The organism is Sneathiella sp. (genome assembly GCF_041689005.1).
GTDB lineage: Bacteria > Pseudomonadota > Alphaproteobacteria > Sneathiellales > Sneathiellaceae > Sneathiella.
In genome coordinates, this window is sequence record NZ_JBDNHC010000145.1 from 57,218 (window position 1) to 78,930 (window position 21,713).

Sequence of the window (21,713 nt, forward strand, 5' to 3'; positions counted from 1 at the left end):
TGAAAACCTTTTAATTATGTGTAATACGCCAATAGCTTCCTGGATTATTAGAAAAATCGCAGGAAACATTTGACAGGGTGCTTTAATTCAATAAATTGCGCTTTGTTTTTACGGACATTATTTATCCTTTTTATGAACGGTAGTTCTTTTTATATGAATTTTGCAGATCTCGGCTTGAGCCCGGAAGTATTAAAAGCGGTTGGGGACTCCGGATACGACACCCCCACTCCCATACAAGAAAAAGCCATTCCTTATGTCCTTATGGGCCGCGATGTCCTCGGGACTGCGCAGACGGGCACTGGCAAAACGGCTGGCTTTACCCTGCCGATGATTGACATTCTCGCCTCCGGACAGGCGAAATCCAGAATGCCCCGCTCGCTCATTCTCGAGCCGACGCGGGAACTGGCGGCACAGGTTGCCGACAATTTTGAAAATTACGGAAAATACAGCAAGCTCTCGATGGCGCTGCTCATCGGTGGCGTCTCCTTTTCCGACCAGGATGCTAAACTCGACAAGGGCGTGGATGTCCTGATCGCAACTCCGGGACGGCTGCTTGATCATGTCGAGCGCGGCAAGGTCCTGCTTAACGGTGTAAAGACGCTGGTGATCGACGAGGCCGACCGGATGATGGACATGGGCTTCATTCCCGATGTCGAGCGGATCGTCTCCCTCATGCCTCCTCTCCGGCAGACCCTGTTCTTTTCGGCCACCATGTCGAAGGAAATGCGCAAGCTCGCTGACAAATTCCTGATCAACCCGAAAGAAGTTGCCGTGTCTCCGCCCACATCGATGGCGGCGACCGTGACTCAGGGAATGATTACGGTTCAAAAGGCTGAGAAACGACCGGCTTTGCGCCAGTTGCTGAAACGCGAAGAGGTTAAAACCGCCTTCATTTTCTGTAACCGCAAGAAAGATGTTGATATTCTTCTAGGCTCGCTGGAGAAACACGGCTTTAATGCCGGTGCCTTACATGGCGATTTGAGCCAGAGCCACCGTATGGAAACCCTTGAAAAATTCAAGAATGGTGACATCAAGCTGCTCGTCTGCTCAGATGTTGCGGCCCGCGGTATCGATGTAAGTTCGGTCAGCCATGTCTTCAACTATGATGTTCCTTCCCATGCCGAGGATTATATCCATCGGATCGGCCGGACCGGACGCGCCGGAATGGAGGGCCATGCCTATACCATTGCCACGAAAAGCGATTCCAAGTATCTGGAGGCTATATACAAACTGGTCGGGATGAAAATCCCCGAGCTGACCCTTGAGGGCATGGACAAGATTGCCGAGGAAGCCTCTCAGATTGAGGAAAGAGAGAAAAAGAGCCCGCGGTCCCGGCAAAACCGGTCACGCAGCAGTGCTCCCAAAAGGGAGGCAGCTCGCACGGAAGAACCTCGCGCGGCGCGGCCGAAGAAAAAGCCGGCTCCCACTCCTGATACCTCTGAAACGCCAGAACCACAGAATAATCGACGGCAAACAGCGCAAAAGCCGCATCGTGCCCGCCATACCAATGATGATGACAATTCACAGGTCGTCGGACTTGGCGATAATGTGCCTGCCTTTTTCAAGATACCATTCCGAAAATCGGCGGAAAAGTAACCCGGCATCAAGGCTTCTTTTTTAGAAGCCTTTTTTGTTTCCAATCGACCTTTAAATTCGTAGACTCATGGTTGTTCCGGATTTTTGAAACTGTCCGGCGCAAAAGAAAGGATCATCTATGAAAACAATTTTTGTCATGGTGAAATGCGAGCTTGGCAAGGCCTATGACGTGGCGGCGCAGGCGGTTGAGACGGTGGAGCATGTGTCCGAGGTCTATTCAATCTCCGGGCAATATGACCTGATGATGAAATGTTATCTTGATGATGATCAGGACATTGGCCATTTCGTCAATGAACAGATTCAGACGCTGGGCAACATCAAGGATACATTTACCATGATAACCTTCAAAGCCTTCGGATAGCTACCTCCTTTTTCCATGAAACATGCCGCTTTCGCGAAACTAATCCTTTGCTCCCGCTTCAAAATTCCCTAATCTGTCGGCTGCTTTTGAAAACGAAGCGAGTGAACATCGCTTCGATACAGCACAGGGAGTATTAATTGTGAACAGGAAACTAATCAGTCTCGTTTCCGCCGTCGCCTTGCTGGGCGTGCCGGCAATGGCCACCGCCGCGGATACGATAAAAATCGGCTTTGTCACTACATTAACGACGGGCGCAGGCGCCATCGGCAAGGACATGCGAGAATCCGTGGATCTCGCGGTTGAACACCTTGGCGGCAAAATGGCCGGCAAGGATATTGAAGTCATCTATGAAGATGACGCGTTCAAGCCGGAAATCGGCAAGCAGAAAACCGACAAGCTCGTCAAAAAGGACAATGTCGATTTCGTCGCCGGGTATATCTGGAGCCATGTCCTCATGGCCTCCTATAAAAGTGCGGTCGACAATGATACCTTTCTGATCAGCTCCAATGCCGGGCCGAGCGCGCTTGCCGGGAAACTCTGTAACGAGAATTTCTTTTCCACTTCCTGGCAGAATGACCAGACAACCATGGCCATGGGGGAAGTCCTGAATCAGCGTGGAATCAAGAATCTTTATATCATGGCGCCGAACTACGCGGCCGGAAAGAACATGGTTTCCGGCGTGGAGCGGACGTTTAAAGGCAAGATCATCGGCAAGGATATGACGAAATTTCCGGGACAACTGGATTTTTCGGCGGAACTTGCCAAGGTCCGCGCGGCCAAGCCGGACGCCCTTTTTGTTTTCTATCCGGGCAAGCATGGCGCGCAGTTTCTAACCCAGTATGCGCAATCCGATCTGGCCGCAACGGTGCCACTATATACCACCTTCACCGTTGACAGCATAAGCCTGCCCCGTATTGGAAAAATGGCAGAAGGCAGCTTGATGACCCTGTTCTGGTCGCCGGATCTGGATAACCCGACGAACAAGCAATTCGTCGCCGACTTCCGTAAGAAATATGGTCATTACCCAAGCCATTACGGTGCACAATCCTATGATTCCATCATGCTGATCAACAGTGCCGTCGAGAAGGTCAAGGGAGACCTCAGCGATCATGACGCCGTGCGCGCTGCCCTTAAGGAAGCAGACTTCAAAAGCATTCGGGGTGACTTCAAGTTTGGCAATAATCACTTTCCCATCCAGAATTTTTACCTGAGGGAAGTGGTTAAAGACGAAAACGGTGATTACACCACCAGGATCGTTTCAACGGTTTATGAGAACCATCAGGATCCATACGCCAGCGAATGCAACATGAAGTAATTGGCGTCTCCGTCACGCTTCGATAAAAGGGAGATGGCGCGTAATGCCGGGGGTGTTACGCGCCTTTCCATAAGTATCCTTATGATTTTTAGGGCGATCCCATGAACTGGTTGTTGATGCTGGAACAGGTGCTTAACGGGTTCCAGCTTGGCCTGTTGCTGTTTTTGCTGGCCGCCGGGCTGACCCTGGTGTTCGGTATAATGGACATGATAAATCTCGCCCATGGATCGCTCTATATGATGGGAGCGTATTTCTGTGCGACGTTTACTGGCTGGACCGGATCGTTCCTGATCGGGGCGGTGCTGACGCTTCCGGCTGTCTTCCTGCTCGGCATCGTTGTCGAGGTTATCGCGCTCCGCAGTCTTTACGCCCGCGATCATCTTGATCAGGTGCTGGCGACTTTCGGCCTGATCCTGTTTTTCAACGAGGCCACGCGCCTGATCTGGGGTCCGATCGGGCTCAGCATCCCGCTCCCCGCCTTTTTGAACCAGACCGTCGAAATCATTCCGGGCGCCCCCTACCCGACATTCAGGCTTGCCATCATCGTTGTTGGCTGTCTTGTCGCGGCGCTCCTCTACTACATCGTCTCGAAGACGCGGCTCGGGATGCTCATCCGCGCGGGGGCCAGCAACCGCGAAATGATCGGCGCACTTGGCATCAATATCAAGCTGCTGTTCACGCTGGTATTCGGGCTTGGGGCAGCACTCGCCGGGCTCGCCGGGTTGATGGCCGGGCCGATCCTCTCCGTTGAAATCGGGATGGGCGAGAGCATTTTGATCCTGACGCTGGTAGTGATTGTGATCGGCGGCATCGGCTCTATCAAGGGTGCTTTTATCGCTGCCATTATTGTCGGGCTTATCGATACGGTCGGACGGTCCTTTCTGCCGGAGATCCTGAGATTAATTCTGTCCGATGACAGTGCCGCAACGGCGGCCCCGGCGATTTCTTCCATGCTGATATACCTGCTCATGGCGCTGGTTCTGGCGATCAAACCGCAAGGTCTATTTCCGCCAAAGGGAGTGGGCAGATGAAATTGACGACGCGGGGCATTATTAACACCATCCTGTTTGTGTTTCTCGGCTCCCTCCCCTTTCTTACTGATTGGATGGGCGACAGTTTTTATACCGGCCTCACCTCCCGCATCCTGATCCTGGCGATAGCAGCGACCAGCCTGAACCTGTTAATCGGCTATGGCGGTATGGTCAGCTTTGGTCATGCCGCCTATATCGGCATCGGTGCCTATGTCGTCGGCATCGGAGCCTTTCATGCGTTCGAGGACGGTATCGACTGGATGTTAAACGGCTATGTCCAACTCATTGCGGCGTTGCTGGCGTCCGCGCTGATTGCCTTGATTATTGGAGCTATCAGTCTTCGAACCCACGGCGTCTATTTCATCATGATCACTATGGCCTTTTCACAGATGCTGTATTTCACGGCGGTCGGCATTGAGACCTACGGCGCGGATGACGGTCTCACTATTTACGCCCGGAGCGATATGCTTGGCCTGATCGACTTGAACGACGAAAAAAGCCTTTATTACCTCATTTTCTTTTCCCTTGTTTTCGTGCTGTATTTCATGCACCGGCTCATCGGCTCCGAATTTGGCGCCGTCATCCGCGGCAGCAGATCCAACGAAGCCCGCATGCGCGCCATTGGCTTTTCGCCCTATAAATACCGGCTTGTCGCTTTCGTTATCGCCGGCACCATCGCCGGATATGCTGGCTTTCTGATGGCCAACCTCAGCGATTTTGTCAGTCCAAGCATCCTGCACTGGACCCGCTCCGGTGATCTGATCATCATGATCGTGCTCGGCGGCATCGGAAATTTGTTCGGCCCTCTCTATGGCGCTATAGCCTTTGTCATGCTGGAGGAATTGCTGTCTTCTATTCCTCTGACCATTGGGGGTTTAAGCGTCGGGGAATATTGGCAACTCATTTTCGGTCCGCTTTTGATTTTCGTCGTGCTCTACGCCCGGAACGGGATCGACAGTTTTCTTCCCGGCGCAAGGAAAAACCATGACGGCGCCTGATCTCCTCATCGTCGAAAATCTGGTTAAGCGCTATGACGGTATACTGGCAAGCGATGAGCTGTCACTGACGATCCGCACGGGGGAATTGCATGCGATTATCGGTCCCAACGGGGCGGGCAAAACAACCCTCATCAAGCAGTTGACCGGAGAGATTTCGTCGGATGGCGGTTCGATGTCGTTCGATAACAGAAACCTCCGCCGGCTGACCGAGGCAGGACGCTCCCGTATCGGTCTTGCCCGCTCTTTCCAGATAACCTCCCTGTTTCAGGATTTTACGGCTTTGGAGAACGTCATGCTGGCGGTTCAGGCCCATAAGGGCCATTCCTTCCGTTTCTGGAAAAAAGCCGCAGAGAACGATGCCTTGACCCACCCAGCGCTGGATATCCTGCTACAAATGGGGCTAGAGACGAGCAAGGACCGTCGCGTCTCATCTCTCAGCCACGGCGAACAGAGGCAGCTCGAGATTGCGGTCGCGCTGGCCACCCGCCCGCGCCTGTTACTTCTTGATGAGCCCATGGCCGGGATGTCCACCGAGGACAGCACCGAGCTTATGGCGACGCTGCGTGATCTTAAAAACCACTATACCATTCTGCTGATCGAGCATGATATGGATGTTGTGTTCAGCCTTGCCGATCGCATTACCGTGCTCGTCTATGGTCGGGCAATCGCCACCGGAACGCCTGAGGAAATCCGCAATAATGCCGACGTCCGTCAGGCCTATCTCGGCGAGGAGGGCTAGGCGATGCTGGAGCTTAAGTCCGTTGATACCTGCTATGGCCAAAGCCAGGTTCTCTTTGATATGTCATTGTCGGTTGGGCAAGGCGAGGTCGTTACGCTGATGGGGCGAAACGGAATGGGCAAGACGACGACAGTCCGCTCAATCATGGGACTAACGCCGGCACTAGCGGGCGAAATCCAGTTCAAAAATATCAATATCACTGCGCTCCCTCCCTACAAGATTGCAAAATTGGGAATCGGCCTTGTGCCCGAAGGACGCATGATTTCCCCCAATTTAAGCGTTGAGGAAAATCTCATCGCCACGGCAACGAGAGGCCCAGCCGGAACAGCGCGCTGGACCCTCCCCGCCATCTGGACACTTTTTCCTAAATTGAGAGAACGTAAAGACAGCATGGGCAATCAGCTTTCCGGCGGGGAACAGCAAATGCTCGCTATTGCCCGTGCGCTTATGACAAACCCCGAACTCCTTGTTCTGGATGAGGCGACGGAAGGACTTGCCCCGCTCATCCGGCAGGAAATCTGGACCTGCCTTCTCGGCCTGAAGCGCGAAGGCCAGTCGATCCTGGTGATCGACAAGAATATACAGGCTCTCAGCGCCATCGCCGACCGTCATTACATTATCGAAAAAGGGACTATCGTCTGGAACGGCGATTCTGCGTCTCTCGCGGATAATGAGGACATCAAACGCAGATATTTAGGCGTATAATCATCATTTTACGGTCAGCATAATCATTACCAATTTAACACTATGGTAACATTTACTATCTATTGTTTTTAAACAGGATTTTGTAAATAGTACTGATTATGCCGGAGGAAAATGAGCCGTGACGCAGAGCAACGACTTTGCCAAAGTGCAGGTAAATGCCGAAAAAGCAATGGCATTGCTGAAAGATCGACGCATTCGCCAAATTCCACAGAATTATACCATCTGGTATGAATATCTAACGGATACCAATCCTGATTTAATGAGAGCTGTAAACAAGCTCGTCGCAGAAAACGGTACATTCACCGAAAAAATTGCCCGCCAGATCTATAGTGAATTCTTCACGTTTGAAAAAGAAGGCAAGGCCATCCAGGAAACCAACCGGCTCGTCCAGAAATCTATGGATAATGTCATTGGTGACCTCAATATTTCGACCACCGATTTCCTGGAATATAGCGAACATTTATCTGGCTTTTCCGAGAAGGCCGCAACCCTCAGTGTGACGGAACTGCAAACGGAAATCGGCGCAGTGATCAACCGGACAAGTGCAATGGCGGACAGCGCGAATGCGCTTAAAAATGGTCTCGACGTTGCCTCCAGGGAGATTGCGGCCCTAAAGCGGCGGCTGCAGGACGTCCAGAAAGAAGCGCTTACGGACACATTGACAGGAATTGCCAATCGCAAGGCCTTTGATACCGAACTTACGAAGGGGATCACGAAATCGCAGGAGACAGATACCCAACTTTGTCTGATTATGTCGGATATAGATCATTTTAAAAATTTCAATGACAAGCATGGCCATCCCTTTGGCGATCAAGTGCTCAAACTGGTTGCAAACACATTGAATGGCGGTATTGGCAGGATGGCTACGGCTGCAAGATATGGCGGTGAGGAATTCGGCATTATCCTTCCCAATACGGAGCTTAGTACAGCGGTCGATATCGCAAATGACCTGCGCGTCGCAGTTTCCGCTAAAAAGCTTGTAAAACGCTCCACCGGTGATGCTGTCGGAAAAATTACAATGTCCTTCGGTGTGGCGCTGTATGCACCTTGTGAAGATGCAGGATCCCTCATCAATCGAGCGGACGAAGCGTTATATTTGGCGAAAAATAGCGGGCGCAACCGAGTAAAGCATATGCAGTCAAGCCTTGAAGCCACCGGATAGCTTTAACCAGTCTCCTCAAATTTCGTTCTGCCAATGAGTGTTACCTCTGACTGGTTGTCAGTTTTTTGCGTATGCTCAAAAAAAATAAACATCCCGTTTGTTATTCCGCTAATCTTGGGCAATGATATGCCGTCAATGATTAAAAGAAAGAACGGGGAAAATGGCTTATACGACAATCGACTTTGTTGTTGAGAACGGTGTTGCAAAGATCATCCTCAATCGTCCGGAAAAGCTGAACAGCTTCAGTGATGAAATGCACCGTGAAATACGGGACATTATGCCGATCCTTAAAAAAGATGACGTGCGTTGCATATTGATTACTGGCGCGGGCCGGGCGTTCGGCGCGGGAGCCGATTTATCTGCTGACAGCATGTCAGCGGACGGTGAATTCGATGCGGGCGAGACACTACAGAAGGATTATAATCCCCTGATCACCTTCATCAGAAATCTCGATAAACCGGTCATCTGTGCCGTCAACGGCATTGCCGCCGGGGCCAGTATGAGCCTGGCGCTCGCGGCAGATATTGTTCTCGCGGCAAAATCGGCTAGTTTCCTTCAGGCCTTCTGCCATATCGGACTCGTGCCCGATGCGGGCAGCACCTTTTTCCTGCCGCGTCTTGCGGGTATGGGAAAGGCGATGGGTCTCGCGATGCTGGGCGATAAAATTCCTGCGGAAGAGGCCGAGCGGATGGGCCTGATCTGGAAAGTTTATCCCGATGAAGAGCTGATGCCCGCGGCGGAAAGTCTGGCGGCAAGGATGGCGGCGGGCCCAACTAAAGGTTATGGCCTGATAAAAAAGGCGATGAATGCCAGCCTCGAAAATAATTTACAGGAGCAACTCGATATCGAGCGAGACCTTCAGCGGGAAGCTGGCCGCACGGAGGATTTTGCCGAAGGCGTTTCCGCCTTTTTTGGCAAGCGGAAAGCACAGTTCAAGGGCCGTTGACATGGCAGATAACGATGACGGCCTGTCGGCCGATTATATTGCCAGAACCGTTGCCGAAACCATGTACCGAAAGGACACAGCGGCACAGCATCTTGGCATCGCGTTAAAGGATATCGGACCCGGGTGGGCAGTCATGAGCATGCGCGTCATGGATTATATGCTCAACGGGCACCGGATATGCCATGGCGGGTATATTTTCACGCTGGCGGATACGGCCTTCGCCTACGCCTGTAATGCCTATAATCAAAATACGGTCGCGCAAGCCGCACAGATCAGCTTTTTGGCGGCCACCGCCCCCGATTCCCTATTGACGGCAACGGCTGTTGAAGTATCAAGGACCGGTCGGACCGGTATTTACGATATCACCCTCGAGAATGAAAGCGGACAAAAGGTTGCCTTATTCCGCGGCAATTCTCACACAATCAAGGGACAGATGATCCCCGGACTAACACAGAAAGAAGAAGAATGAAAAACGCGTATATTTGTGATGCCATCAGAACCCCCATCGGACGCTACGGCGGCAGCTTGTCTGCGGTCCGCCCGGATGATCTTGGCGCCATCCCGATAAGGGCGCTGATGGAGCGCAATCCGTCCGTCAACTGGGAAAAGGTCGATGACGTTATTTTCGGCAATGCCAATCAGGCGGGAGAAGACAATCGCAACGTGGCGCGGATGAGTTCACTGCTCGCAGGCCTGCCGGATACCGTTTCTGGTGCCACCATCAACCGGCTTTGTGGCTCGGGCATGGATGCGACCGCCACTGTCGCCCGTCAGATCATGATCGGGGAGGCCATGCTTGGTATCTCCGGCGGGGTTGAGAGCATGAGCCGCGCGCCCTTCGTCATGGGCAAGGCAACAACGCCGTTTGACCGCAAAGCCGAGATTTTCGACACCACCATCGGCTGGCGTTTCGTGAACAAGAAAATGCGGGAGGAATATGGTACGGATTCAATGCCGGAAACCGCCGAGAATGTCGCCGAGGACTACCAGATACGGCGCGAGGACCAGGACCTGTTCGCGCTCCGCAGTCAGGAGAAGGCCGCCGCCGCGCAAGCCAATGGCTCCTTCGATGATGAGATTATCCCCGTCAGCATTCCCCAGCGTAAAGGCGATCCTATCATTGTTGACCGGGATGAGCACCCAAGGGCAACCAGCCTTGAAAAGCTCGCGGCCTTGAAGGCCCCTTTCCGGGCTGGCGGATCTGTGACCGCTGGCAATGCCTCCGGCGTCAATGACGGCGCCTGCGCCCTCCTGCTGGCGTCCGAGGAGGCGATCGCGGAATATGGCTTAACGGCCAAGGCCCGTGTTCTTGGCGCGGCGACGGCCGGCGTACCTCCGCGTATTATGGGAATGGGTCCCGCCCCCGCCAGCCAGAAGCTGCTTGCCCGCCTTGGGCTCAGTATTGATGATATGGATGTGATCGAGCTTAACGAAGCCTTCGCCGCCCAAGGCCTTGCCGTCATGCGCGAGCTTGGGTTGAAAGATGACGATCCGCGTGTCAATCCCCTCGGCGGTGCCATCGCCCTTGGCCATCCGCTTGGCATGTCCGGTGCCCGGCTGATCACAACCGCCATGTACCAGCTCCACCGGAGCGGTGGGCGTTACGCCCTTTGCACCATGTGCATCGGCGTCGGCCAAGGCATTGCAACTGTGATCGAGCGCGTATAGTCCAGGGAGGTGAAATGCGCCTGAACCCACCGTCAAGGGACGAACTTGACCCCATCGAGATCGCCAGCCGCGATGAAATTACGGCTTTGCAAATTGAACGCCTGAAATGGAGCCTTGCCCATGCCTATGGCAATGTGCCTCTGTTTCGCTCCCGTTTTGAGGCAGCAGGCGTTCATCCTGATGATTTCAAGTCCCTTGACGATCTGGGTAAATTCCCGTTTTGCGAAAAGCAGGATCTTCGCGATAATTACCCGTTCGGGATGTTTGCGGTTCCTAAATCGGACGTCGTCCGGCTTCATGCGTCCTCCGGCACCACGGGCCGGGCGACCGTGGTCGGCTATACGCAAAAGGATATCAACAATTGGGCAGATCTGGTCGCGCGCTCCATCCGTGCGGCGGGCGGACGCCGCGGCCATACCATCCATGTCACCTATGGCTATGGCCTGTTCACCGGCGGGCTTGGCGCCCATTATGGCGCCGAGCGGCTCGGCTGCACCGTCGTTCCCATGTCTGGCGGCCAGACCGAACGGCAGGTGCAAGTCATAAACGATTTCGGTGCTGACATCATCATGGTCACGCCGTCATACATGATGGCGATTGCCGACGAATTTGAGCGTCAGGGCCTTGATCCCCGAACCTCACCGCTGAAAGCAGGTATCTTTGGGGCCGAACCCTGGTCGGAAGCCATGCGCCGCGAGATCGAGGAGCGCTTTGATATTGACGCACTCGATATTTACGGGCTGTCGGAAGTGATGGGCCCCGGGGTTGCCAGCGAGTGCCTTGAGGCAAAGGATGGCCCTGTCCTTTGGGAGGATCACTTTTACCCCGAAATCATTGATCCCGAAACGGGAGCGGTTCTGCCCGACGGGGAGAAAGGTGAGCTTGTCTTTACTACCCTCACGAAGGAGGCCTTTCCTGTCATCCGTTATCGAACCGGCGACCTGTCCCGCCTACTCCCCGGGACCGCCCGATCCATGCGGCGGATGGAAAAAATCACCGGACGCACAGATGACATGCTAATCATCCGCGGCGTCAACCTCTTTCCGTCACAAGTCGAAGAGCTGGTTGTTCAGACCAAGGGCCTGACCGCTCATTATGTTCTGGAGGTTCGGCGCGAAGGGGCGCTTGATAGCCTCTCGGTCCGGGTGGAGCGAGCGATCACCGCTGAGGCGAGCCCCGCGATAGCAACCGAACTACAACATCGGATAAAGGGCATTCTTGGCATCAGCGCCGCTATAGACATATGTGAGCCCGGTTCGGTCGAACGCTCTCTCGGCAAGGCCAAGCGCGTTGTCGACCTGCGAAACATCTAACCCTCTGCCGAAGATGGAATAATGACGTCAAATTTTCCGGGATTCCCAAAAGACCTGCTCCGCTTTTATGAGGAGTTGAAGGCCAATAACAGCCGGGACTGGTTCGCCAAAAACAAGCAGCGCTATAAGGACGTCGTTGTTTATCCGATGGCGGATTTTATTGAGGCAATGGGACCACGGCTCGATGCAATTGCGCCAGCCTTTGTTGCCGATCCACGGCCCAACGGCGGGTCTATGTTTCGTATCTATCGCGACGTTCGCTTCTCGCGCGACCCCCGCCCCTATAAGGAGCATCTCGCCTGCCAGTTTCGTCATCAGGCCGGACGGGATGCGCATGCGCCGGGCTTTTACGTCCATATTGCCCCCGATGAAGTCCGCTTTGGCGGCGGCGTGTATCTTGCCCCCGCTCCCGTATTAGCCAAGATCCGCCATGCAATTAATGATGATCCCGAACGCTGGAACGCGATTAAGCAGGATCCGGATTTTGTGAAAACTTTTGTCAATATCCGCGGAGACACCCTTAAACGCCCCCCCAAGGGATATTCGACCGATCATCCGAATATTGTGGATCTGAAACGGAAAACCCATTTCATCACACACCAGATCCGGTTGGTGTCAAAAATCACCACTCCCGGGTTTATCGAGGAAGTCGATGATGCCTTTCAAAAGGCGACCCCGTTCATGCGGTTCCTCACCCACGCCGTCGATTTGCCGTTTTAGGGAATTTCCTCCGTTCCGGGCGGCCTTAATCATCTTTTAAGACATTTTATCTAAAATTGGCGCTTATCGGAAATGTAGGGCATAGGCCCCCAGGAAACAGCACCATGATGAATGTAATCGAATTGCACCCGGATACGGCTATTGATCTATACAGCACGGCCCATAGCCTGCTTATGCAGCAAGGAGAAAATGCGGTTGATATGCTCCGCAATGAAGCGCAGCTGCTCCGCGACAACAGTCAGGCCGAAGAAGACCTCTATGCCTGTATCGAATTGCTACGTGTCGTCAATGAGCTGATCGACATGGAAATCGGTGGTCCGGTCCACTAGACTTCATAAAAGTTAAAAACAAAAAGGTGGCTTCCGGGCCGCCTTTTTATTGCCTGCAGAGGATCATGTCAGCTTTGCAGCACGACCCGCCCAACGATTTTTCCGGCACGAAGATCCTCGAGGGTATTATTGGCCTCCTTCATCTCGCGCGGGGTAATCGAAAGCTCGCTCAGTTTGCCCGCTTTCGCCAGTTCCATCAGGTCCGCCATTTCCTGAAGATTGCCCACGTAGCTTCCCTCCACCGACATCGCCTTAATCGGGAACATCGGCAGCGGCATTGAGAAACTGCCCCCGAACAAGCCAACAATCACCAGCTTCCCGCCCTTGGCCAGAACCTTGGCTCCGAAACCGGCGGTGCTTTCAGCGCCGACAAAATCGATGGTGGCATTTACGCCGCCGCCGGTCATGCCCATGAAGGACTTGAAGGCCGCCGGATCAGACGGGTCAATGGCATCAACCGCGCCCGCCTTTATGCCGGCCTCGCGTTTTGCCGGATCAATATCGGCAATATAGATTTTCGCATCAGTGACAGATTTGGCAATTGCCATCGCCGCCAGTCCGACGCCTCCTGCCCCAATGATGAGTAGCTTGCCGCCGTCGCTACGAGATTTCACTTTATTGAGCGCGCTATAGGCCGTCAGTCCCGAACAGGTATAGGTGCAGGCCAGTTCCTTCGGAAGGGACCCATAATCGAGCAAATAGCGCGAATGCGGCACAATCAGGGTGTCGGAATATCCGCCCGCCACATCGATGCCAAGCTGACGGGGCCGACTGCAAAGCTGCTCCTCTCCCGAGGCACAGATCGCGCATTTTCCGCAGCCGATCCACGGATAGACAACGCGCTTGTCCCCGACTTTGACATCGGTCACATTCTCGCCAACGGCCTCCACCGTACCGACGATTTCATGGCCAAGGGTGAATGGCAACTCACGGCTACCCCGGATATCAAGCTGCTTGTCATTGCCGAGATTAAAATGCCCCTCCCATATATGAATATCGCTATGGCAAACCCCGCAGGCGGTGACGTTCATAAGAACTTCATCACCACTCGGGCTGGGCGCCTCGCCGGTATTTTCAACCAGCGCTGCGCCATACTCCTCGAATTGGTAGCTCTTCATTTTCTAATTCCCTGTTTTTGTTTTTTTATTCAGCCATCGATCAGGCAATATTGATCCAGGTTGTTTTCAACTGGGTATATTTATCAAGCGCGTGGATCGACCGGTCGCGGCCATTTCCGGACTGCTTGTAGCCGCCAAACGGCGTTGACATATCCACGTCATCATAGGTGTTGACCCAGACGGTTCCGGCGCGCAACGCCTGCGCCATCTGATGCGCCTTGGAGATATCCCGCGTCCAGACCGACGCCGCCAGTCCATAGATGCTGTCATTGGCGATCTTGAGGCCATCCTCCATATCCTTGAAGGTGATGGCACTGATAACGGGGCCAAAAATTTCCTCGCGCGCAATGGTCATGTCATTGGAGACATTATCGAAAATCGTCGGCTCAATATAGAAGCCGCCGGTTTCCTGCAGAACCTGCTTGCCGCCGTAATAGAGTTTGGCCCCCTCTTCCTGACCTTTATTGATATACCCCATCACCCGGTCCGTCTGCGACTTGTCAACCATGGCGCCGACAACGGTTTTGGCATTCAGGGGATCGGCAGGTTGCAGGGTCTTGGCAACATTAGCGATCTTTTCCATCAATTCATCCTTGATGCTGTCCTGCACCACGAGACGGGACGCTGCCGTGCAGACTTCGCCCTGATTGAAGAAAATGCCCATGGCGATCTTTTTCGCCGCGAGATCGAGGTCGGCATCGGCCAGCACCAGGCTCGGGCTTTTCCCCCCGCATTCGAGACCAACCGCTTTTAAGTTGCTTTCGCCGGAATAGCGCATGAAGAACTTGCCGACCTCCGTTGAGCCGGTAAAGGCTATCGCATCAACATCCATATGACGTCCAAGCGCCTGACCAGCGGTTTCGCCATATCCGGGAAGCACATTGAAAACACCGGCGGGAATACCCGCCTCAATGGCGAGTTCGGCAATGCGCAGCGCGGTCAGCGGCGACTGTTCGGCGGGTTTCAGGATAACGCTGTTGCCAGCGGCAAGAGCCGGGGCAAACTTCCATGACCCCATCAACAGCGGAAAATTCCACGGAACAACACAGGCGACAACGCCGATCGGTTCGCGGGTAATCAGGGCGAGCGAACGCCGCCGATCCGTTGGCGCAATCTCGTCATAGAGCTTGTCAATCGCTTCGGCATACCAGGAGATACACCCTGCCGCTCCCGGGACATCAACGGCGCCGGCCCATTTCACCGGTTTGCCCATATCAAGGCATTCCAGCAACGCAAGCTCGTCGCGGTTTTTCATGATCAGTCCGGCAAATTTCTGCAGGACAGCTTTGCGCTTGGCCGGGGCCGCACGAGACCAGGCGCCACTCTCGAATACCGCGCGCGCGGAGGTTACCGCCCGATTGACATCTTCAACATCGCAGGCCGCAACTTGCGTTAAAATTCGGCCGTCTACCGGACTGATACAGTCAAATGTCTTGCCCGAAGCGGCGTCGACGTAGTCTCCATTGATAAAGGCCTTGTTGCGGATGGAAATTTCCCCTTCCAGTTTCAGCCAGTCTTCGCGAGTAGGAGCAGGAGCTGCGGACATTACTATTTCCTTCTTGATTTTATGATGTCGAATAGGTTGAATTCTTCGCGCAAGCATAACGAAAGCTACTCATCAACGAAAGAAATAGTTTTTCTACCACTGGAATTAATGCTGTCACTTAGGAGGCCTTTCAACCCGTTTCCCATAAATTATTCTTTATATTATCTGGTAAAGTAATATGCTTTACTTATGACCTCAAAAAACATCAGCTTGGTCCAGCTCGAAACATTCCTTTGGGTTGCGTCTTTACGCAACTTCCGGAAAACTGCTGAGAAATTGCATACAACCCAGCCGGCTATCTCCTCGCGCGTTGCAAAACTGGAAAAGACCCTTGGCGTTCGCCTGTTTGAGCGCGACACCAGTTTCATCCGCTTAACCCCGAAGGGTCTCGAGTTAATTCCCTATGCTGAAAAACTTCTGCGCAGCTCAACCCTGTTGGTAGACCGCATTGGCCGTAACGAGGAGTTGTCCGGCCTGTTGCGCCTTGGTGTGACGGAAGCAATCGTTCATACATGGCTGCCGGAATTTATTTCGGGTGTCCATGGAAAGTTCCCTGAAATCGATATTTCGATTGTCGTTGATACCTCGCTTAATTTACAGGAACGGCTTACGGACAGATCTCTCGATTTTGCCTTTCTGATGGGTCCGCTATCAGATATGCAGATTGAAAATTATGATCTCATTGAATTTGAATTGATCTGGGTGGCTTCGCCGGTGATTGGCATCCCGCCGAAACACAAGATAACCTTGAACGAATTATCCGTTTATCCGCTGCTTACCTATGCAGAGAATACCCGGCCCTATGTCAGTCTTCGGCGGGAACTTCGCAAGAGCGCGGAATTTCCGCCACGCCTTTTCCCCTGCAGCAGTCTTGCCGCAATTCTCAGGATGACACTCGATGGCATTGGGGTTGCGGCCCTGCCCCGGAAAATGATTGCCGGGGAACTGGCCCGGGGGGAGCTTCTGGAAATCCAGTGCGAATGGACCCCGCCAAGCCTTAAATTCACAGCCTCGTTTCTGAGCGAACCCTACAACCCCGTCACCGAAAAAGTTATAAAGCATGCCCTCAAAATCACTGCCGATTACCAAAGCAGAAAGACGGCATAGCCTGAAAAAAAGAGAATTCGGGATAAAATGGCGGAAATGCCGGTAAAAAAGGTCGGAAATATACAATTTTTGCTGAAAAGCCATTATATCATTATTGGGTAATTCTGATGGCGGTGTCCGGCGGCAACCGGGTTGTTGGGGTCGCCGACGCTATCGGAAATAAAAACGTAACTAAAAGCTGAGTTTACCATGAGTGCATATATATTTTCCGTCTACAACGCCGATGTTCGGGACGCAGTTCAGGACAACCGGGAACATCCTCTCATTTCGGAACGCTGGGCAGCCCCCTGTTTATTCGAGATCGAAGCCCAGGACGTCAAAGCCGCCGAGGCCTCTATAAAGAGGAAATACCCGGCGGAAGACGGCTTTATTACTAAACGGCTAAACTGACGCGGGCTCAAAACGCCTGTCCAATATCGGCCGGACCGCATTTCCCCATCCAAAGGGAGATGCCGCAGTTTTCTGTCATTTTCTCTCAGGGCACCTGCGCGGTGGTGTGCCAAAAAATCCTTTCGTGCTGATCCGGATTATCCCTTAAGATCATAAGAACTTGCCTCCCCAGGGGCTAAGCTTTGATACATGACGGGACGGAAGCCATGGCAACGATAAAAATAATTACAGAAAGAAACGGCCCTGTAACCACGATCATCCTGAACCGGCCGGCGGTGAAAAACGCTCTCGATCAGGAAAGTACCGAGATGCTTGCCGCCGCTTTCAAGGCGTTCGATGCGGACGATGAACAGCGGGTGGCAGTCGTTACTGGCGCGGGCGGCTCGTTTTGCGCTGGCGCCGATTTGAAGGAGGCCGCGACACGGGTGGACTACAAGGCTTGGGCCGGACATCCTGAAGGGCCCTTTCATGCACCGCTGTCAAAACCGCTGATTGCCGCCGTAGCAGGGCATGCCTGCGCCGGTGGCTTGGGGCTGGCGCTTTACTGCGATATTCGCATTGCCGAGGAAACCGCCATTTTTGGTATTTTTTCGCGGCGCTGGGGCGTGCCGATGAGCGATGGGACCACAGTCCGTTTGCCGCGCATTGTTGGACGGGGGCCGGCGCTCGACATGATGTTGACCGGTCGGGCAGTCACGGCGGACGAAGCCCTCACCATGGGTCTTGTAAGCCGGGTCGTCTCTGCCGGAAACGCGCGTAAAGAAGCCGAGGAGCTCGCCCTTAAAATCTCACAATTTCCACAAACGGCGATGCTGTCGGATCGCCAGAGCCTGTACCATCAGGAAGGTAAATCCGAGGCCGAGGCGATCCATTTTGAGACCGTTTGCGCCGAAGAAGCCAAGCAGAAAGAAGCCCAGTCAGGGGCGGCACGATTTGCTGCTGGTGACGGTCGCCACGGCCAGTTCTAACCTCGTTTACAGGACCGAATGGGCTATCGGATATCCATTCCATGGCTTGATTGAGCGGAGCGCGAATGTCGAGTGCATGGCTGCCACATGCGGGAGCTTGGCCAGACAATGCCGATGGATCCGCTCAAAATCCGGCACGTCCCGCGCGGTCACCCGCATGATATAATCCGCATTGCCCGTCGTCAGGTGGCACTCGAGAATCTCATCATAGTTTGTCACCGCCCGTTCAAAAGACTCGAGAGTTTCCTGGCTTTGCGAGGTAAGTGAAATCTCGACGAAGACATCGACCTCCAGTCCAAGCGCATGCTTGTTCAGGCGGGCGGCATAGCCATTGATGATCCGCGCCTCTTCCAGTATTTTTATACGCCGGTGACAGGCAGAAAGGGACAGGCTCACCTTTTCGGCAATCTCTGAAATGGAACGGTTCGAATCCTGTTGAAGCTCCGATAAAATTCGCCGGTCAAATTCATCCATTGGAAATATTCCCGTTTTCTCTGCTTTATCGGGAAAATATATCATATTTTCCAGAAAACTGAACAAATTTCGGAATTTATGTGGCCGCTTTCATGCTAAATTTTATATGATAAAATTTTTATAATAGACGCTGGGGGGCCTTCGCTATGATTATCGGAACACCGAAAGAAATTAAAAACCATGAATACCGGGTCGGATTGACGCCCGAAAGCGCCGGGGAACTGATAAGTCATGGGCATGAGGTCCTTGTCGAAACCGACGCCGGTCGCGGTATTGGCGCTCTTGATGAACATTACCTTGCCGTTGGCGCAAGAATTGTTTCAACCGCGACGGAGATTTTTTCGACCGCGGATATGATCGTTAAGGTAAAAGAGCCGCAGGCCGATGAGCGTGCGCAGCTTCGCGAAGGCCAGATTCTCTATACCTATCTCCATCTCGCCCCGGACCCAGAGCAGACCCAGGACCTGATCAAGTCCGGCGCTGTCTGCATTGCCTATGAAACAGTCACCGACGCGGCAGGCGGTCTCCCGCTTCTCAAACCGATGAGCCAGGTTGCCGGGCGTATGTCAGTTCAGGCGGGCGCAACCGCGCTTGAAAAATCCCATGGCGGTCGCGGTGTCCTGCTTGGCGGTGTTCCCGGCGTAGCGCCGGGCAAGGTCGTTATCATCGGCGGCGGCGTGGTCGGGTTCAATGCGGCGCAGATGGCCATTGGCCTGCATGCGGATGTGACCATCCTCGATCGTAATCCGATGACGCTAGAACGGCTGGAGAACCATTTTGAATCCTCTGCCAAGGTTATCTATTCCACCACCGCCCTGCTCGAGCGGCTGGTTGCCGAGGCTGATTTGGTGATCGGTGCCGTACTTATCCCCGGTGCGGCGGCGCCGAAAATGGTGACACGGAAAATGCTCTCGACCATGCAGGAGGGCTCGGTGATTGTCGATGTCGCGATCGATCAGGGCGGCTGCTTCGAAACCTCCAAGGCGACAACCCATACCGACCCGACCTATATGGTCGACGGTGTAGTTCATTATTGTGTCGCCAACATGCCGGGTGGCGTCGCCCGCACCTCTACCTATGCGCTGAATAATGTTACCCTGCCCCATGCACTGAAAATCGCCGACAAGGGCTGGAAACAGGCCCTCGCCGATGATCGCCACCTCGCCGGCGGCCTTAATGTCTGGAATGGCAAAATCACCTGCGAACCGGTGGCGCATGATCTCAAACTCGACTATGTCCCGGTTGAGGTTGCCCTTAAAAGCTAGAAAAACCCAATTAATAAGGGCTCGGCAGCCAGCGGCCATATCTGAGTCTATTGGAAGTTAATGTGACAATGCTCTTTTTACATTGTATTGGGCAGCCAAAGGACAAGGGCAGGAAATAAGACCAGCAGGATAATAACCACGAAATGCGCCAGTATGTGAGGTATTACGCCAATAAACACATCTTCTAACGGCACACCAGTGTACCGTGAGACAACAAAGGCGTTTATGCCGACCGGAGGCGTCACCAGCCCTATCTCCGCCAAAACGACGATCAAGACACCAAACCACACCGGATCATACCCTAGATGGACAATGAGGGGCAGCATGATCGGGACTGTCAATATGAGAATAGCGATCTGATCCAGAAACATTCCGAGGACGAGATATATACATATGATACCTATCAGGATAACCCAAGAGGGAACATCCATATCGCCAATATGGCTAATGATCAGATTAGGTATTTGTGTAATGGTCAAAAAATAGCCGAATACCTGCGCCCCTATGATAATTGCTCCAATCATAGCTGTCGTTCGCAACGCGCGGTAAACCGCTTGCCTTAACATACCTAAATTTGTGGTTCCTCGACCTACAGCTATTAACAGGGCGCCAAATGCACCGATAGCAGAGGCCTCGGTTGGTGTTGCGACGCCGAGATAGATGGCACCGGTCACAATTAGGAAAAGCAGTAGAAACAAGAGAGCCGCGACAGAATGGCTTTCCTTTGAAAACTCGTCATCCATCCTGGGTGCCCACGAAGGTCGAATCCATATCAGCGTGAATACCGTCAGGATAATGACCGCCAGCACCATAAGCCCGGGGACAATCCCGGCGATCAAGAGAACCGCGATGCTTTCTCCGCTTAGAAGGCCGTAAAGGATCAAGGCGATACTCGGTGGAATGAGCATTGCGAGAGTTCCCGAGATTGCAACAACTCCAGACGCGAACCGTGGATCATAGCCATGCTTGATCATTGTTGGAACGGAACTGGCGGATAGCGTGGCCGCAGCGGCTGTACTTGAGCCAGAAACTGCCCCAAAGGCGGCACCAGAGATTGCCGTTGCAATCGCGAGCCCCCCTGGCAGCCGACGAACCCATCTGCCGATCAATTCAAACATTTCGTCAGCAACCCGGCTTACGATCATGAACTCCGCCATCAAAATAAACATGGGTATTGTGATGAGCTCATAACTTGATACAGCAGTGCTGGGCGTGGTTTGAAGAATGCCCAAAACCAGGCCAGGGCCGCCGATCAGGAACAAGCCAACAGCGGCAGACAAAAGAAGGGCGAAAGCAACGGGTAATCCGATAACGAGCAGGATTACAAGTAATGCAACAGTGATGGCCGTCGTCATTGCATATCCCCGAATTCACCGGAGACGATGTTATTTTTATCGGCACCAGACGCTATATAGATGCGCATTATGGAAACAAGGATCATGCGGGCCGTTAGCAAGGTTAATCCGATTGAGACAATGATGGTCGATGTCCAGAGCGGCCAACTGATTCCCCCAGCAGTATATTCACTGTTCACCCAGTTTGAGCGCACGACAAGATAGCTCATCCAGCTTGCGCCGGCCAACACAACGGCGGTAAAAGCATAGGCCACACCAAGCAATAAATGGCCAATACGGGCAGGCATCATTCGATGGAAAATTTCAACATATAGATGCTCGTTGCGTTCTAAGGTATGCGAAACCGCAAAGAAAAAAGACCCTACCATCAGATACCTGGTCAGAACTTCGAAAGCCCAGTGGATTGGTGAATTGAAGAGATAGCGCATAATGACGTCAGACACCATAATGCCCATGATTGCGATAAGGCTCGCGGCCGCACCGATCATCAGCAATCGTTCCACACTGGAAAATATCTTGTTCACCTGTCCCATCACACTCCCCTCTCTCGGTTAGACCGCGGAAATTTTTCTATTTCCTTCGGCTCATCTGGTCACATACTTCACCA

23 protein-coding genes are annotated in these 21,713 nt (G+C 53.3%); 18 read left to right on the forward strand and 5 right to left on the reverse strand.

The features are described from left to right. Positions 1 to 153: 153 nt before the first annotated feature. The 14 genes from ACESNI_RS16420 to ACESNI_RS16485 all read left to right on the forward strand — a co-directional run bounded on the left by ACESNI_RS16420 (position 154) and on the right by ACESNI_RS16485 (position 12,883). Entirely contained in the window at positions 154 to 1,596 is a 1,443-nt protein-coding gene (locus ACESNI_RS16420; RefSeq protein ID WP_373088964.1) for a DEAD/DEAH box helicase, read from the forward strand. A gap of 118 nt (positions 1,597 to 1,714) precedes the next feature. Next, on the forward strand, positions 1,715 to 1,957 hold the full coding sequence (locus tag ACESNI_RS16425) for an Lrp/AsnC ligand binding domain-containing protein (RefSeq protein ID WP_373088966.1): 243 nt from the start codon (positions 1,715 to 1,717) through the stop codon (positions 1,955 to 1,957). A gap of 196 nt (positions 1,958 to 2,153) precedes the next feature. Then, on the forward strand, positions 2,154 to 3,272 hold the full coding sequence (locus tag ACESNI_RS16430) for an ABC transporter substrate-binding protein (RefSeq protein ID WP_373089025.1): 1,119 nt from the start codon (positions 2,154 to 2,156) through the stop codon (positions 3,270 to 3,272). Positions 3,273 to 3,373: 101 nt separating this feature from the next. Further along, positions 3,374 to 4,303: a branched-chain amino acid ABC transporter permease gene (locus ACESNI_RS16435; protein ID WP_373088968.1), complete on the forward strand. Its 930-nt coding sequence runs from the start codon at positions 3,374 to 3,376 to the stop codon at positions 4,301 to 4,303. Then, positions 4,300 to 5,301 carry a branched-chain amino acid ABC transporter permease gene (locus tag ACESNI_RS16440; protein ID WP_373088970.1) on the forward strand — a complete coding sequence of 334 codons (1,002 nt, stop codon included), beginning with the start codon at positions 4,300 to 4,302 and terminating at the stop codon, positions 5,299 to 5,301. Before ACESNI_RS16435 ends, ACESNI_RS16440 begins: the two co-directional genes overlap by 4 nt. Then, a complete protein-coding gene (locus ACESNI_RS16445; protein WP_373088972.1) occupies positions 5,288 to 6,040 on the forward strand; it encodes an ABC transporter ATP-binding protein in 753 nt (250 codons plus the stop codon). The genes ACESNI_RS16440 and ACESNI_RS16445 overlap by 14 nt, the downstream gene beginning before the upstream one ends. A 3-nt stretch (positions 6,041 to 6,043) precedes the next feature. Next, a complete protein-coding gene (locus ACESNI_RS16450; RefSeq protein ID WP_373088974.1) occupies positions 6,044 to 6,745 on the forward strand; it encodes an ABC transporter ATP-binding protein in 702 nt (233 codons plus the stop codon). A 118-nt stretch (positions 6,746 to 6,863) separates the two neighbouring features. Then, positions 6,864 to 7,907: a GGDEF domain-containing protein gene (locus ACESNI_RS16455; protein WP_373088976.1), complete on the forward strand. Its 1,044-nt coding sequence runs from the start codon at positions 6,864 to 6,866 to the stop codon at positions 7,905 to 7,907. A gap of 160 nt (positions 7,908 to 8,067) precedes the next feature. Beyond that, entirely contained in the window at positions 8,068 to 8,853 is a 786-nt protein-coding gene (paaG, locus tag ACESNI_RS16460) for a 2-(1,2-epoxy-1,2-dihydrophenyl)acetyl-CoA isomerase PaaG (protein ID WP_373088978.1), read from the forward strand. A 1-nt stretch (position 8,854) separates the two neighbouring features. Then, the gene (paaI, locus tag ACESNI_RS16465) at positions 8,855 to 9,322 is read left to right on the forward strand and encodes a hydroxyphenylacetyl-CoA thioesterase PaaI (protein WP_373088980.1); all 468 of its coding nucleotides are present in this window, start codon (positions 8,855 to 8,857) and stop codon (positions 9,320 to 9,322) included. Then, positions 9,319 to 10,521, forward strand: a complete 1,203-nt coding sequence (pcaF, locus tag ACESNI_RS16470) for a 3-oxoadipyl-CoA thiolase (RefSeq protein WP_373088982.1) — start codon at positions 9,319 to 9,321, stop codon at positions 10,519 to 10,521. The genes paaI and pcaF overlap by 4 nt, the downstream gene beginning before the upstream one ends. Positions 10,522 to 10,535: 14 nt before the next feature. Further along, entirely contained in the window at positions 10,536 to 11,834 is a 1,299-nt protein-coding gene (gene paaK / locus ACESNI_RS16475) for a phenylacetate--CoA ligase PaaK (protein WP_373088985.1), read from the forward strand. A 21-nt stretch (positions 11,835 to 11,855) separates the two neighbouring features. Next, positions 11,856 to 12,554 (forward strand): DUF2461 domain-containing protein, encoded by a 699-nt coding sequence (locus tag ACESNI_RS16480; protein ID WP_373088987.1) that lies wholly within the window; start codon positions 11,856 to 11,858, stop codon positions 12,552 to 12,554. 104 nt (positions 12,555 to 12,658) lie between these two features. Next, complete coding sequence (locus ACESNI_RS16485; protein ID WP_373088989.1) at positions 12,659 to 12,883, forward strand: hypothetical protein; 225 nt, start codon at positions 12,659 to 12,661, stop codon at positions 12,881 to 12,883. A 68-nt stretch (positions 12,884 to 12,951) separates the two neighbouring features. On the opposite strand, the gene ACESNI_RS16490 is transcribed toward ACESNI_RS16485, so the two are convergent. Both ACESNI_RS16490 and ACESNI_RS16495 read right to left on the reverse strand, forming a co-directional pair. Beyond that, positions 12,952 to 14,001, reverse strand: a complete 1,050-nt coding sequence (locus tag ACESNI_RS16490; protein WP_373088991.1) for an alcohol dehydrogenase — start codon at positions 13,999 to 14,001, stop codon at positions 12,952 to 12,954. 40 nt (positions 14,002 to 14,041) lie between these two features. After that, positions 14,042 to 15,547, reverse strand: a complete 1,506-nt coding sequence (locus ACESNI_RS16495; RefSeq protein WP_373088993.1) for an aldehyde dehydrogenase — start codon at positions 15,545 to 15,547, stop codon at positions 14,042 to 14,044. 189 nt (positions 15,548 to 15,736) lie between these two features. Here ACESNI_RS16495 and ACESNI_RS16500 point away from each other — a divergent pair, with 189 nt between their 5' ends. The 3 genes from ACESNI_RS16500 to ACESNI_RS16510 all read left to right on the forward strand — a co-directional run bounded on the left by ACESNI_RS16500 (position 15,737) and on the right by ACESNI_RS16510 (position 18,012). Beyond that, positions 15,737 to 16,654, forward strand: coding sequence for a LysR family transcriptional regulator (locus ACESNI_RS16500; protein ID WP_373088995.1), 918 nt, complete (start codon positions 15,737 to 15,739; stop codon positions 16,652 to 16,654). A 189-nt stretch (positions 16,655 to 16,843) separates the two neighbouring features. Then, positions 16,844 to 17,044, forward strand: a complete 201-nt coding sequence (locus ACESNI_RS16505) for a hypothetical protein (RefSeq protein WP_373088997.1) — start codon at positions 16,844 to 16,846, stop codon at positions 17,042 to 17,044. Positions 17,045 to 17,259: 215 nt separating this feature from the next. Continuing rightward, positions 17,260 to 18,012, forward strand: coding sequence for a crotonase/enoyl-CoA hydratase family protein (locus tag ACESNI_RS16510; RefSeq protein WP_373089027.1), 753 nt, complete (start codon positions 17,260 to 17,262; stop codon positions 18,010 to 18,012). Positions 18,013 to 18,018: 6 nt separating this feature from the next. Here the strand turns inward: ACESNI_RS16510 and ACESNI_RS16515 are convergent, their stop codons facing one another. Beyond that, positions 18,019 to 18,486, reverse strand: a complete 468-nt coding sequence (locus ACESNI_RS16515; RefSeq protein ID WP_373088999.1) for an Lrp/AsnC family transcriptional regulator — start codon at positions 18,484 to 18,486, stop codon at positions 18,019 to 18,021. A 146-nt stretch (positions 18,487 to 18,632) separates the two neighbouring features. Here ACESNI_RS16515 and ald point away from each other — a divergent pair, with 146 nt between their 5' ends. After that, positions 18,633 to 19,751 (forward strand): alanine dehydrogenase, encoded by a 1,119-nt coding sequence (gene ald / locus ACESNI_RS16520; protein ID WP_373089001.1) that lies wholly within the window; start codon positions 18,633 to 18,635, stop codon positions 19,749 to 19,751. 77 nt (positions 19,752 to 19,828) lie between these two features. Here the strand turns inward: ald and ACESNI_RS16525 are convergent, their stop codons facing one another. Beyond that, complete coding sequence (locus ACESNI_RS16525; RefSeq protein ID WP_373089003.1) at positions 19,829 to 21,106, reverse strand: TRAP transporter large permease; 1,278 nt, start codon at positions 21,104 to 21,106, stop codon at positions 19,829 to 19,831. Further along, a complete protein-coding gene (locus ACESNI_RS16530) occupies positions 21,103 to 21,639 on the reverse strand; it encodes a TRAP transporter small permease (RefSeq protein WP_373089005.1) in 537 nt (178 codons plus the stop codon). Before ACESNI_RS16530 ends, ACESNI_RS16525 begins: the two co-directional genes overlap by 4 nt. Positions 21,640 to 21,713 lie beyond the last annotated feature (74 nt).

What these genes read in the sequence shown, in the direction of transcription:
- ACESNI_RS16420 (WP_373088964.1), top strand. Translation starts at nt 154, where the DNA reads ATGAATTTTGCAGATCTCGGCTTGAGCCCGGAAGTATTAAAAGCGGTT.
- ACESNI_RS16425 (WP_373088966.1), top strand. Translation starts at nt 1,715, where the DNA reads ATGAAAACAATTTTTGTCATGGTGAAATGCGAGCTTGGCAAGGCCTAT.
- ACESNI_RS16430 (WP_373089025.1), top strand. Translation starts at nt 2,154, where the DNA reads ATGGCCACCGCCGCGGATACGATAAAAATCGGCTTTGTCACTACATTA.
- ACESNI_RS16435 (WP_373088968.1), top strand. Translation starts at nt 3,374, where the DNA reads ATGAACTGGTTGTTGATGCTGGAACAGGTGCTTAACGGGTTCCAGCTT.
- ACESNI_RS16440 (WP_373088970.1), top strand. Translation starts at nt 4,300, where the DNA reads ATGAAATTGACGACGCGGGGCATTATTAACACCATCCTGTTTGTGTTT.
- ACESNI_RS16445 (WP_373088972.1), top strand. Translation starts at nt 5,288, where the DNA reads ATGACGGCGCCTGATCTCCTCATCGTCGAAAATCTGGTTAAGCGCTAT.
- ACESNI_RS16450 (WP_373088974.1), top strand. Translation starts at nt 6,044, where the DNA reads ATGCTGGAGCTTAAGTCCGTTGATACCTGCTATGGCCAAAGCCAGGTT.
- paaG (WP_373088978.1), top strand. Translation starts at nt 8,068, where the DNA reads ATGGCTTATACGACAATCGACTTTGTTGTTGAGAACGGTGTTGCAAAG.
- paaI (WP_373088980.1), top strand. Translation starts at nt 8,855, where the DNA reads ATGGCAGATAACGATGACGGCCTGTCGGCCGATTATATTGCCAGAACC.
- pcaF (WP_373088982.1), top strand. Translation starts at nt 9,319, where the DNA reads ATGAAAAACGCGTATATTTGTGATGCCATCAGAACCCCCATCGGACGC.
- paaK (WP_373088985.1), top strand. Translation starts at nt 10,536, where the DNA reads ATGCGCCTGAACCCACCGTCAAGGGACGAACTTGACCCCATCGAGATC.
- ACESNI_RS16480 (WP_373088987.1), top strand. Translation starts at nt 11,856, where the DNA reads ATGACGTCAAATTTTCCGGGATTCCCAAAAGACCTGCTCCGCTTTTAT.
- ACESNI_RS16485 (WP_373088989.1), top strand. Translation starts at nt 12,659, where the DNA reads ATGATGAATGTAATCGAATTGCACCCGGATACGGCTATTGATCTATAC.
- ACESNI_RS16490 (WP_373088991.1), bottom strand. Translation starts at nt 14,001, where the DNA reads ATGAAGAGCTACCAATTCGAGGAGTATGGCGCAGCGCTGGTTGAAAAT.
- ACESNI_RS16495 (WP_373088993.1), bottom strand. Translation starts at nt 15,547, where the DNA reads ATGTCCGCAGCTCCTGCTCCTACTCGCGAAGACTGGCTGAAACTGGAA.
- ACESNI_RS16500 (WP_373088995.1), top strand. Translation starts at nt 15,737, where the DNA reads ATGACCTCAAAAAACATCAGCTTGGTCCAGCTCGAAACATTCCTTTGG.
- ACESNI_RS16505 (WP_373088997.1), top strand. Translation starts at nt 16,844, where the DNA reads ATGAGTGCATATATATTTTCCGTCTACAACGCCGATGTTCGGGACGCA.
- ACESNI_RS16515 (WP_373088999.1), bottom strand. Translation starts at nt 18,486, where the DNA reads ATGGATGAATTTGACCGGCGAATTTTATCGGAGCTTCAACAGGATTCG.
- ald (WP_373089001.1), top strand. Translation starts at nt 18,633, where the DNA reads ATGATTATCGGAACACCGAAAGAAATTAAAAACCATGAATACCGGGTC.
- ACESNI_RS16525 (WP_373089003.1), bottom strand. Translation starts at nt 21,106, where the DNA reads ATGACGACGGCCATCACTGTTGCATTACTTGTAATCCTGCTCGTTATC.
- ACESNI_RS16530 (WP_373089005.1), bottom strand. Translation starts at nt 21,639, where the DNA reads ATGGGACAGGTGAACAAGATATTTTCCAGTGTGGAACGATTGCTGATG.